11 protein-coding genes are annotated in these 11,398 nt (G+C 39.7%); 3 read left to right on the top strand and 8 right to left on the bottom strand.

Translation table 11 applies throughout. From position 1 onward, the window contains the following. Nucleotides 1-39: 39 nt before the first annotated feature. Both B9A18_RS14410 and B9A18_RS14415 read right to left on the bottom strand, forming a co-directional pair. A complete protein-coding gene (locus B9A18_RS14410) occupies nucleotides 40-702 on the bottom strand; it encodes an outer membrane lipoprotein periplasmic chaperone LolA1 (RefSeq protein WP_084290112.1) in 663 nt (220 codons plus the stop codon). A 7-nt stretch (nucleotides 703-709) separates the two neighbouring features. Then, on the bottom strand, nucleotides 710-3,310 hold the full coding sequence (locus B9A18_RS14415) for an FtsK/SpoIIIE family DNA translocase (protein WP_084290026.1): 2,601 nt from the start codon (nucleotides 3,308-3,310) through the stop codon (nucleotides 710-712). Nucleotides 3,311-3,478: 168 nt separating this feature from the next. Here B9A18_RS14415 and B9A18_RS14420 point away from each other — a divergent pair, with 168 nt between their 5' ends. Further along, the gene (locus B9A18_RS14420; protein ID WP_084290027.1) at nucleotides 3,479-4,123 is read left to right on the top strand and encodes an ankyrin repeat domain-containing protein; all 645 of its coding nucleotides are present in this window, start codon (nucleotides 3,479-3,481) and stop codon (nucleotides 4,121-4,123) included. On the opposite strand, the gene B9A18_RS14425 is transcribed toward B9A18_RS14420, so the two are convergent. The 4 genes from B9A18_RS14425 to pyrF are packed head-to-tail and all read right to left on the bottom strand — an operon-like array spanning nucleotide 4,124 to nucleotide 7,396. After that, nucleotides 4,124-4,345 carry a PspC domain-containing protein gene (locus tag B9A18_RS14425; protein WP_084290028.1) on the bottom strand — a complete coding sequence of 74 codons (222 nt, stop codon included), beginning with the start codon at nucleotides 4,343-4,345 and terminating at the stop codon, nucleotides 4,124-4,126. It abuts the gene before it with no gap. Between the two features lies 1 nt (nucleotide 4,346). Beyond that, nucleotides 4,347-5,627 (bottom strand): DUF2851 family protein, encoded by a 1,281-nt coding sequence (locus B9A18_RS14430; RefSeq protein ID WP_084290029.1) that lies wholly within the window; start codon nucleotides 5,625-5,627, stop codon nucleotides 4,347-4,349. 39 nt (nucleotides 5,628-5,666) lie between these two features. Continuing rightward, nucleotides 5,667-6,569: a DMT family transporter gene (locus B9A18_RS14435; protein WP_084290030.1), complete on the bottom strand. Its 903-nt coding sequence runs from the start codon at nucleotides 6,567-6,569 to the stop codon at nucleotides 5,667-5,669. Further along, complete coding sequence (gene pyrF, locus B9A18_RS14440) at nucleotides 6,566-7,396, bottom strand: orotidine-5'-phosphate decarboxylase (RefSeq protein WP_084290031.1); 831 nt, start codon at nucleotides 7,394-7,396, stop codon at nucleotides 6,566-6,568. The genes B9A18_RS14435 and pyrF overlap by 4 nt, the downstream gene beginning before the upstream one ends. A 303-nt stretch (nucleotides 7,397-7,699) precedes the next feature. Here pyrF and rho point away from each other — a divergent pair, with 303 nt between their 5' ends. Together rho and pssA are read left to right on the top strand one after the other, a co-directional pair. Further along, nucleotides 7,700-9,664, top strand: coding sequence for a transcription termination factor Rho (gene rho / locus B9A18_RS14445; RefSeq protein ID WP_084290032.1), 1,965 nt, complete (start codon nucleotides 7,700-7,702; stop codon nucleotides 9,662-9,664). A 118-nt stretch (nucleotides 9,665-9,782) separates the two neighbouring features. Beyond that, nucleotides 9,783-10,466: a CDP-diacylglycerol--serine O-phosphatidyltransferase gene (gene pssA / locus B9A18_RS14450; RefSeq protein WP_084290113.1), complete on the top strand. Its 684-nt coding sequence runs from the start codon at nucleotides 9,783-9,785 to the stop codon at nucleotides 10,464-10,466. A 12-nt stretch (nucleotides 10,467-10,478) separates the two neighbouring features. Here the strand turns inward: pssA and B9A18_RS14455 are convergent, their stop codons facing one another. After that, nucleotides 10,479-10,859: an Hpt domain-containing protein gene (locus B9A18_RS14455; RefSeq protein ID WP_084290033.1), complete on the bottom strand. Its 381-nt coding sequence runs from the start codon at nucleotides 10,857-10,859 to the stop codon at nucleotides 10,479-10,481. 17 nt (nucleotides 10,860-10,876) lie between these two features. Next, nucleotides 10,877-11,371, bottom strand: coding sequence for a 2-amino-4-hydroxy-6-hydroxymethyldihydropteridine diphosphokinase (gene folK, locus B9A18_RS14460; RefSeq protein ID WP_084290034.1), 495 nt, complete (start codon nucleotides 11,369-11,371; stop codon nucleotides 10,877-10,879). Between the last annotated feature and the right edge of the window lie 27 nt (nucleotides 11,372-11,398).

Consider the following 11,398-nt stretch of genomic DNA (forward strand, 5'->3'; position numbering starts at 1 on the left):
AATATAATTGTTGCAAGCATATAATCAAACTTAGATAAATTACCTTAAGTCTACAACCTCTACACCAGGATATTTCTTAGCATCAAAAGTAAATGTAGACTCCGGCACTTTCACATTAGGTACAAATGTTTTTACATTATAGGTGTACTTGTTTCCATTCTTCTCAAGAATAAGCACACTTGCGATTTGCTTAGCCACCTTATCAATGGTCAGACGGATTTTAAAGTAAGATTTATTGATGTCTGTTGGTGTCAAATCAATGGTCTGGTAAACTTTAGCCCCCGACTTCTTCTCGCCTGTATACAGGTACTTAAAACCCTTCTCGTAGATCGTGAATATCTTTGCAGGATTAAGCGCTTCATCGCCATTGTTTACATTCGTTACCTGAACTTCTTTTTCCTCTTTAAGATACGTCCACAAAGTTTTACCATCACTAATCATATCCTGACTGGTCATGGTAATTTTATACTTATTGGCATTGGCCTTCACATACAAAGTACCTTGCTGGGTTTCTTTGGCATTGGCCTGCTGCTGATCTATAATTAAGGAGAAATCAGTTTTTACAATAGCATAAGAGCGGTATTTTTTACTAACCGCATTCAGTATAGTTTTAGCTTTTGCATCTGTTTGCGCCTGGGCCTGGTGCATATATCCTACTGCTACCAGCAGCAACAACACCATTTTCTTCATCATTCTCTCCATCAAAATATTATTTTTTACCCAACTCGTCCAAGAACTGTTCCAAAGCGTAATCATCAGGAATTAAAACTTCTCTGGCTTTACTTCCCTCGAACGGTCCAACTACTCCGGCAGCTTCCAGCTGATCAATGATCCGGCCTGCCCTGTTGTACCCCAATTTTAACTTTCTTTGGATTAATGATGTTGAACCTTGCTGATGCATCACGATTAAACGGGCAGCATCTTCGAACATCGAATCTCTGTCTGAAGCATCAAAATCCATCTTCGCATTTTCAGCAGCTTCATCAACATACTCAGGTAACTGATAAGCTTCAGGATATCCTCTTTGGTTACCAATAAACTCTGAAATACGATCAACCTCTGGCGTGTCGACAAACGCACACTGTAACCTGATCAGATCGTTACCTGTAGACAATAACATATCACCACGACCAATCAACTGATCAGCGCCGCCGCTATCCAGGATCGTTCTTGAATCGATCTTAGACAATACCCTAAAGGCTAACCTGGCCGGGAAGTTGGCTTTGATCGTACCTGTAATGATATTTACCGAAGGACGTTGTGTTGCCAGTACCAGGTGAATACCTACCGCACGGGCAAGCTGTGCCAAACGCGCAATTGGCGTTTCAACCTCTTTACCTGCCGTCATCATCAAATCGGCAAACTCATCCACAATAAGGACGATATAAGGTAGGAACCTGTGCGAATTATTAGGGTTCAGCTTACGCTTAACAAACTTCTCGTTATATTCTTTTAAATTCCTAACCTGTGCATCTTTTAACAGATCGTAACGCTGATCCATCTCTATACACAGTGAATTTAAGGTGTTAATTACCTTTTTAGTATCTGTAATGATCGCATCAGCTTCACCTGGTAGTTTAGCCAGGAAGTGACGCTCAATCTTATTAAATAGTGTTAACTCTACCTTTTTAGGATCGACCAATACAAACTTAAGTTGTGAAGGGTGTTTTTTATAAAGTAAAGAAACCAGAATAGAGTTGATACCAACAGACTTACCTTGTCCTGTTGCTCCCGCTACCAATAAGTGGGGCATTTTAGATAAATCGCCAATATACACCTCATTTGAAATGGTTTTACCCAAAGCAATTGGAAGATCCATGGTAGTTTGCTGGAACTTTTCTGTAGCCAGGATGCTACGCATAGATACCATCTCAGGATGCATATTAGGCACCTCAATACCAATAGTCCCCTTACCAGGCATTGGCGCAATAATACGGATACCCAAAGCGGCCAAACTTAATGCAATATCATCCTCAAGGTTTTTGATTTTAGAGATACGCACACCCGGCGCCGGGATAATCTCATATAGCGTTACCGTTGGCCCAATGGTCGCCTTGATCTTGTCGATCTCAATGTTGTAATGATTAAGCGTTTCAACAATTTTATTCTTGTTGGCCTCAAGCTCTTCAGAATTTACTGATATTTTATTTGAGCCATAGTTTTCCAGCAATTCAAGATGTGGATATTTATAACTGGAAAGATCTAAAGTTGGATCATAAGTGCCAAATTGCTCTACCAATTCATCAGACTTCTTATCCTCTTCCGTCCTTTCAATCGTTAGCTCAGGTTCAACCTTGTGTGTAACTTCAATTTTCGGACTCAGTACAATTGGTGCTTCAACAACCATTGGAGGTACAGGTACCACTGGCGGTACAGTCACAACAGGTGGCGTCATCACATTTACTGCAGGTGTAAAGACCGGAGCAATTTCCTCTTCTTCTTCCTGTTCTTCAAATCGCGATGGTGTAATCACAATGTTCTGCTCACGCTTACGCTGACCCAACTTATCATTCAGACTAAACTCAACAGGCTCTGAGCGCATTTCCCTTTCCAGTTCAATGTTTTCAGGTACATCTGGCGTAAATCCATCCTCTTCCCTTTCTTCTTTCTTCTTGCGCTCAGGAATTTTAAAATCGATATTATAAGCAATAATCAATACGGTTAAACCCAAAAAGGCGATTAAGCCACCTACACCGGCAACACCAATTTGTGCAGTCAGTAACTTGTTTGTCCAGTAACCAAATTCTCCTTCAATATAATGTGGGGTATTGGAAATAAAAGCATGAGCAAATCCTAATGTTAAGGAAGTAAACAGCAAAAAGAACAAACTATAACCCAGCGTTTTTTCGACACCAAAGATTTTCACTTTGAACAGCAGGCGATAACCTATTACAAAAAAAACGAATACAAATAAAAAGGATCCGAGTCCAAACCATTCGTAAATAAACTGGTGCGACAATAAGGCGCCGATTTTGCCGAGCCAGTTTTGTACAACCGGCGGAATATTCACCTGCTGAAGCTCTTCGTAGGTTTTAAATAGATTACTCCATCCACCATTAGCATCGATTACATAGCTATAGTCTTCCTGCCAGGTAAACAGATATGACGTAAAGGCTATTAGAAAATATAGCGACAAGACCAGAAATAGCAAACCTATGATCTTAAACAATCGTCCATCCTCGAAATTAAAACTAGGCAGGATATCTATTCTTTCTTTAAACGGTCTGGTAGCAGATGGTCTTGAGCTTTGCTTGTCTGCAGACTCATTTTTAAATGAATTGGACTTAAATTGGTTTCCCCTTACCGACATCTTAGTAGCTGATTTTAATAATTAACAAACTTAGATAAACTGCACAAGCATTCACGAACATTTTTAAAAAAAAATCAAGTTACGGAATAATTATTATAGCTGTTTAAAGGTCCCATTTGCCTATATTAAATTATTTAAGCAATTTTGACGCCGAAACTAAACAAACGAATGACAGATCTAGAAACATTAATTGAAACGGGAAGCGCACAGGATATTTACGATCTGTTAAACAAAAATCCGGCTCTGGCCAGCAAAGATACCAGTCATGGTATGTCTCCCATTTTATTAGCCTGCTACTATAAAAAACCAAAAATCGCTGCATTAATCGCAAATTTCTCCAATCAAATCAGTCTATTCGAAGCCTGCGCATTAGGCAAACTGGAAGAAACAATCCAGTTAACCAACCGCAATCCGGCCTCAGTAAATTCATTCTCTAAAGACGGATTTACAGCACTGGGCCTGGCTGCATATTTTGGTCATGAGGAAATAGCCCGACTGCTGATTGCAAGAGGCGCAGATGTAAATACACCGGCAAACAATGGCTACAATGTATTTCCGATTCACTCTGCGGTAGCTGATGGGAACCATAATATTACCACTATGCTGCTGAATGCAGGCGCAAATGTAAATGTAGCACAACAAGCAGGTTTTACACCGCTTCATGCGGCGGCACAACTGGGCGATATTGAATTGATTGTATTACTCCTTGAACACGAAGCCGAAGTAAATATCAGAATGGAGGGTGGCAAATTGCCGGCCGATCTGGCACTGGAAAAGGGCTTTAATGAAATTGCGGAGATCCTTAAGGTTTAATTAAACATCCCAAACCCACAATCTGATCTTTTTAATATAATGCCGAACATCCAATACAATGGCGGCAAGCAGATAAAATACAATAGGAAACCCTACTGCAAGAAATGAAGAGTAGATAAAAAACAATCTGATCTTACTGATAGATATATTCAATCGTTCTGCCAGATAAGTGCACACGCCAAAACTCTGTTTTTCAAAAAAGGTTATGATCCGCTGGAACATGTTATTTTTTTAAGATTTTGATTCCTATACCACAATTTAAGCATTTTTTTTGATTGCAATAGCATTTATTTAACTGGAGTAAAGCCTGAGATGCAAAAGCCCGGTCAACTTTAATCCCCTCTTTTACATACTGATTCACGATGAAATTACGCTCTGCGGGGATCTTTTCCAGGAAATCAAATGCCCGCTCCACCAGTGCAGGTTGATCTGTATACTTCCCAAAGGAAAATAAAAAAAGGCAGACCGTATTGATTATGATATTTTGAACAGAGCTAAGCCCCGGCTGAACCACCACATGCCCGGTATTTTTATTGAAATGGTAATGTGTTTGCCAGTATTCATTTACAGGAAGGTCGTTAAAAAGCAAGTACAGCTCAGCAAGCGTTTCAGCTTCCAGTACTTTTGAAAAAAGCTTACTGGATTTCAGATTCAAAGCCGCAAACTGGGCCAGTCTAACTGTAGGGAAGTTTTGCGGCCGCATGCGTAAAAACTTCCATAAAGCCTTATCTACAGCTATTAGGCCATACTTCTTTTTTAAAAAAGCGTATTCTTTCTGTAGTTGTATGGGATAGGGCTCATCAAACTGATGATCTAAAAAGCCCGCCTGCCCAAACAGCAATGCAGAAATCTGCAGGGGATTATCCTGATGCTTCAATAAGATTTGTTGCGGCAAGGCATCTGCAAGCAGCTCGAAAGGAACTGCATTTACCTTAAAGCCAAAGTTCCGGGCTAAGAAATAATAAAACACCTGCTCCCAGTCTCCACAATGGGCCTTAAGTTTAAGGAACACCTCTGCTGATTTCTGCTCAAAACGTTCGATCAGTACTCTGGATAAAACACCTTCAATAATAAACTGATCCAGACTGGCAATGTGCTTTTGACAAGGGAAACTGTTTACTGATGCTATCAATTCATGATAGTTAGCCAGCATGCGTATGGGAAACAGGTTTTCAAGAACCAACACGGGTAACAAACTGCCATTAGTGCGGTAAACGGGGCTATCGTGTTGATAAACCACATGAAGGATTACCGCATTATAAAAAGGATCATTTTGGTGTCCGTGAGCTAGCCAGTCGGAAGATTTGATATGAATCTCGACCTGACCTATCCAGCTGGTTTGATCAATAACCAGTTTAGCCATGCTAAAGTCTGGTCCTGCATCTTTATTTAAAATACCAGGATGCAGTACCTGCAGTTCTTCCCCATCTGCACAATAAAGTTTAGCCGAATTGAACAGTCTGAACTGCCAGATAAAGTGCAAAAAATTCTCAGAAAAATCCATCAACTGAACTTAATCCAAAAGAATTAAATGCTCCTCAAATTAATCGATTTGTTTTGTGCCTTTGTAGTTTGTAATAAATACCCCAATGATAATCAACACAGTAGCAATCAAAATATCAATGGTAATGATTTCATCTAAAATCAACCAGCCCAAAAATAAAGCGATCACGGTATTGAAATAGGTTAACATGGATACTTCTGTCGCACTCACTTTTTTTAACGCGTAGTGATAACAGAAAAAAGCAACCACTGAACCAAATATAGCCAGGTAAGTAACGGCCAGCATGCTGTTTAGGCTCCATAGGGAAACATCCCTGTTGTCGGAAAATATAAACGCCAATACGAACTGAGCTACCGCTGAAAAAGCAAACTGATAAAAAAGATCCAGTAAAATATTGTCGGATGGCTGATTGTTCTTTTTAATGTAAACAGTACCGATGGTCCAGCCCGTTATAGCGAAACACAAAAATAGGATACCCGTTTTATAGTTCGGGTCGAGCAATGCATTTAAACCACTCCGGAATATAAAAGCTACACCCAGAAAGCCGATGATCACACCTAAAAAACCCTTTAAGGAAGGTTTTTGCAAACCTATAGCTACACAGGTAATGAATACGAACAGCGTAGTTAATGCATTTAACAGTGATGTCAGTCCACTGGGTATGGTTTGCTCGGCAACGGTTGTCATGCCGTTTGCCACTACAATCATTAATGAAGACAGCAGCATTTGTCGCCTTGCATGTGGCCAACCTTTCCAGGTCAACTCATGCTTACGAAGTAGAATGAGCAACAGGATAACGGAGGCAATCGTTTGTCGGATTGCCGCAACAAACCATGGCGGTATGGTATGGACTGCAATACGGATGCCCAGATAAGTAGTACCCCATATTAAAGCAACTCCACCTAAAGCAAAAATTAACTTATAATCTATTTTTTTGATCATACCAGACTGGCAGATACCAATATCTGTTCCATCTCTTGTTGTAGTTTCAAGGCTTCTTCTCTGGCCCTTTCCGCAAAATCTTCACCATTGCTGGCGTAAATGATGCCTCTGGCAGAATTGACCAGTAAGCCACACTCGCTGTTTAATCCATACTGACAAACATCGGCCAGACTTCCACCTTGTGCACCTACTCCAGGTACCAGCAAAAAGTTATCTGGTGCCAGTCTTCTGATGTTTTCAAACTCAGCTCCCCTGGTCGCACCAACCACATACATCAGCTGATCGCTATCTGCCCATTGTGAAGAAATACGGATGACTTCTTCGTACAGTTTACCTTCCGGAGTTTGGTGTAATTGAAAATCACTATGTCCGGCGTTTGAGGTCAGGGCCAAAAGTATAACCCATTTATCTTTATAATTTAAAAACGGACCTACAGAATCTTTACCCATATAAGGGGCAACAGTAATGGCATCGAAACTCATTCCTGATTTCTCCTGATTGAAAAAGGCATCAGCATACATGGCCGAAGTATTTCCGATATCTCCTCTTTTTGCATCAGCAATAGTGAAAATATCTGTAGGAATATATTCCCAGGTTTTGATCAGGGTTTCCCAGCCCTTCAATCCCATCGATTCAAAGAAAGCTGTATTGGGTTTATAGGCAACACACAAATCTTTTGTTGCATCTATAATTTGTTTATTGAACTCCAATACCGGGTTATCGTACTTAAGCAGATGTTTTGGAATATTCTCCATCACTGGATCAAGGCCAACACATAAAAAAGATTTTTTAATTTTAATTTGCTCAAATAGTTGCTTCTTATTCATCTGGGGGTAATTTTGATTGCAAAGATGCCAATTTTCAGGATGTTTTTACTTCCTTTGTCAAACTTTTAATTGAAAATAATACAAAGAATTTTAACTTTTTCTTGGAGAATAGATTTCAAATACATACAATTGCAACATAATTCTCTAAAGTTTATCTGACCATTCCAGAAAATCTCATAAAATTTTGTTTAATAACGCCTTTTATAACTGCATTTTATGCTCTGCTCAGTTGATACACTTGACGCTATCTGTCAAAAAAATTAGAAAAAACAACACGATTAAAAAATTCTCTACATCCATATAATGTTTAATAAAACAGAATTAAATGAAAAACTCACTGCCGAATTGCGTGAGATAGCAAAAACTCAAGGCATCCTGAATGCGGATGAATTGCGTAAAGCTGAGCTTGTTGAAATTATTGCCCAAATAACTGAACAACAAACAGAAGCTGAAACTACTCCTAAAGCAACCCCGGCAAAGGCAGTAAAACCAAAGGCTACAAAAAATAGTCCTGCTAAAAATGGTACAGCTTCAGAAGAAAATACCTCGACTGAGAACGTTGAAAAAGTTGAAAGCGTAGTTGCTAACGTTGAAAATACACCAGCAGAGGCTCCAGCAAAACAAGCACAAGCTAAAGATCGTCCTGTAAAAGAACAGGTAGCTAAAGCTCCTCACGAACGTAGGGCGCCAAAAGCAACTCAAAACATTGAGCATGCTGAAAGCACTGAGAACGTTGAGAACGTTGAGCGTAATGAAAATGTTCGAAATGAGACTATTGAGAACAATGAAAGCAACGATACTGCCGACAGCCAGGAAAAAGATCCTCAGGGCGGAGACAGACCTTCAAGAAAAAGGATCCGTATTCCAAAGGATGAAGAGAAAACACAAAGGCCATTTAACAGGGCTTCATTGTTTGACCAACAACCTGCCGGTTTAGGAAACTACAAGCAAGAACCTGCGTTTTCTGCGCCTGTTAATGCAAATACAGAATCTGCACCCGCTCCTGCAACAGAGCCAAGCGCAGCTGCAATTGAAGCTAAACACCAGAACACTGGTAATCAAGATAAAAAACAAAGACCTTTAGAAAACAGACAAAAAGGTCAGGGTACACCTCATCATAAACCAAACGAAAACAGCTATTCTAATCTGGATTTCGACAACACCATTACCAATGAAGGTGTATTGGAAATTATGCCTGATGGTTATGGCTTTTTAAGGTCTGCTGATTATAACTATCTTTCTTCACCGGATGATATTTATGTATCACAGTCTCAAATTAAATTATTCGGTTTAAAAACCGGTGATACCGTAAAAGGAAGCATTCGTCCGCCAAAAGAAGGTGAAAAATACTTCCCATTGGTAAGAGTGGAAACCATCAACGGACGCCTGCCGGCTGATGTTAGAGATCGCGTTCCTTTCGACTACTTAACACCATTGTTCCCTACGGAAAGGTTAAACCTATTTACGGAGACAAACAATTACTCTACACGTATCATCGACTTATTTACACCAATAGGTAAAGGTCAGCGTGGTTTAATTGTTGCACAGCCTAAAACGGGTAAAACGAACTTACTAAAAGAGGTTGCCAATGCCATCGCTAAAAATCACCCTGAAGTTTATCTGATCATTCTATTGATCGATGAGCGTCCGGAAGAGGTTACCGATATGGCAAGAAGCGTAAGAGCTGAAGTAATTGCTTCTACTTTTGATGAGCCCGCAGAACGTCACGTTAAAATTGCAAACATCGTACTTGAAAAAGCGAAACGTTTGGTTGAATGTGGTCATGATGTAGTGATTCTTTTAGATTCGATCACAAGATTGGCAAGAGCTTACAATACTACTGCTCCTGCTTCAGGAAAAATACTATCAGGTGGTGTGGATGCAAACGCTTTACACAAACCTAAACGTTTCTTCGGTGCAGCACGTAACATCGAGAAAGGTGGTTCATTAACCATACTTGCAACTGCATTAACCGATACCGGATCTAAAATGGATGAGGTAATCTTTGAAGAATTTAAAGGTACTGGTAACATGGAGCTTCAGTTGGATCGTAAATTATCTAACAAGCGTATCTTCCCTGCTATCGACATTACCGCTTCAAGCACACGTAGAGATGACTTGTTACATGACAGAGATACCTTACAACGTGTTTGGATCTTACGTAATCACCTGGCAGACATGAATGCTCAGGAAGCTATGGAATTTGTTCAGGCTCAGATCAGAGGTACAAAATCAAATGAAGAATTCTTAATTTCAATGAACAGCTAGTTTAAGATTAAGAATAAAATAAATAAGGAGCAAAGGTAAAAGATCACCATCTTTCATCTTTGCTCCTTTCTTTTTACTAATGCTTCCTTATCTTTGGCCCTTAATCTTTTCTCCCAGCATGAAAAAACACATTCCAAATGCAATTACATGTGCCAACCTTTTTTCGGGTTGCATAGGTATTGTTTATGCCTTTAATGGTTCACTTGAAATAGCGGCGTACTTCGTACTGCTTTCCGGCATATTCGATTTCTTTGATGGTTTTGTAGCCAGGTTGCTGAATGTAAAATCTGCCATTGGTAAAGAACTGGATTCTTTGGCTGATGTAGTGAGTTTTGGTTTTCTACCTGGAGTGGTGATGTTTCAATTGTTGGGACAAAGTGACTACCCTTCCCCTTATTTGCCTTACTTTGGCTTCATTATTACCGTGTTCTCGGCATTACGCTTAGCTAAATTTAATATCGATACCAGGCAAACGGAAGATTTTATCGGCTTAAATACGCCTATGAATACCTTGTTTATCGTATCCTTACCATTTATACAAAAAGATTATCCTGCCCTGATCGGCTCTGCCCCACTGTTGGTTGGATTAATTGTATTGCTAAGCTGGTTGCTGGTGAGCGAAATAAAAATATTCTCTCTTAAATTCAATTCAACAAGCTGGGAAAAGAATAAGCTAAAATATATCTTCCTTATTTTATCGGTAGTACTTATCCCCTTCTTAAAGTTTGCAGCAGTGCCACTTATACTTGTGATGTATATCGGTTTATCTGTTATTCATTTCAGACAAGCAGAAAACAAATAAACCGGCAGTTATTTAGAGTTGTTTTTCCAGATCAGCTTTAGCTTCATCAAGTTGAGCATACAGTACCTCAACAAAAGTGCTGATCTGATCAAATGCTAAAGGTAAACCTTCTATATTTTTAAGATCCCTCGCATTGTTTTCCATCATTTGCATGTGATCTTTAGCGTCCTCACGACCTACATAAGCAAATGTGGGTTTTATTTTATGCGCACAATTAGATACCCTTGGCCAATCCTGATCCTCAATTGCCTTCCCTAAATCAGCGATATACAAAGGAGTTTGGATTTTAAACATATCTATCATTTCTATGATAAATTCAGCGCTATCTCCCGACATGTCTCTTAAATAAGAGAGATCCAGAGGCTCATTGTTTTTTTGTAAGTTTATCATCATAGACAAAACTAATGAATTTATAGTTTCGATACCGACAAATTATCATTTAATCTTTCTAACATTTCCGATACTTTTAACTGAATAATCGGATGCACATATTCAGCGGCAATTTCGTTCAGCGGTTCCAATACAAACTTGCGGTATTGCATCTGTGGGTGCGGTATCTGCAGCTTTTCGCCCATATCCACCACCTTGTTTCCGTAAAGGATCACATCGATATCAATCAATCTTGCACCCCACTTCTCCAATCTTACCCGCCCCAGATCTAATTCGATCTCCAGCACCTTTTCCAGTACCTCCAGCGGACTGAGCATCGTTTTAACGCCAATGGCGATATTCAGGAAAGTCGGCTGATCCTCTTTTCCCCATGCCGCAGTTTCATACAAGGACGACTTCGCAAAAACAACCCCTACATGCTGCTCTATTTCAGTCAATGCATCATTGATCAGCGTTTCCCGGTCGCCCAAATTACTTCCCAGTAACAAATAAACATTTTCACTATCTAATTCCATACAAAGGCTTAATTAATGCGGTAAACT

The organism is Pedobacter nyackensis (genome assembly GCF_900176505.1).
GTDB lineage: Bacteria > Bacteroidota > Bacteroidia > Sphingobacteriales > Sphingobacteriaceae > Pedobacter > Pedobacter nyackensis.

Bases quoted from the DNA above. Each gene is read 5' to 3' on its own strand.
- B9A18_RS14455 (WP_084290033.1), bottom strand. From the start codon at position 10,859: ATGATGATAAACTTACAAAAAAACAATGAGCCTCTGGATCTCTCTTAT.
- B9A18_RS14430 (WP_084290029.1), bottom strand. From the start codon at position 5,627: ATGGATTTTTCTGAGAATTTTTTGCACTTTATCTGGCAGTTCAGACTG.
- folK (WP_084290034.1), bottom strand. From the start codon at position 11,371: ATGGAATTAGATAGTGAAAATGTTTATTTGTTACTGGGAAGTAATTTG.
- pyrF (WP_084290031.1), bottom strand. From the start codon at position 7,396: ATGAATAAGAAGCAACTATTTGAGCAAATTAAAATTAAAAAATCTTTT.
- B9A18_RS14415 (WP_084290026.1), bottom strand. From the start codon at position 3,310: ATGTCGGTAAGGGGAAACCAATTTAAGTCCAATTCATTTAAAAATGAG.
- B9A18_RS14410 (WP_084290112.1), bottom strand. From the start codon at position 702: ATGGAGAGAATGATGAAGAAAATGGTGTTGTTGCTGCTGGTAGCAGTA.
- pssA (WP_084290113.1), top strand. From the start codon at position 9,783: ATGAAAAAACACATTCCAAATGCAATTACATGTGCCAACCTTTTTTCG.
- B9A18_RS14425 (WP_084290028.1), bottom strand. From the start codon at position 4,345: ATGTTCCAGCGGATCATAACCTTTTTTGAAAAACAGAGTTTTGGCGTG.
- B9A18_RS14435 (WP_084290030.1), bottom strand. From the start codon at position 6,569: ATGATCAAAAAAATAGATTATAAGTTAATTTTTGCTTTAGGTGGAGTT.
- B9A18_RS14420 (WP_084290027.1), top strand. From the start codon at position 3,479: ATGACAGATCTAGAAACATTAATTGAAACGGGAAGCGCACAGGATATT.
- rho (WP_084290032.1), top strand. From the start codon at position 7,700: ATGTTTAATAAAACAGAATTAAATGAAAAACTCACTGCCGAATTGCGT.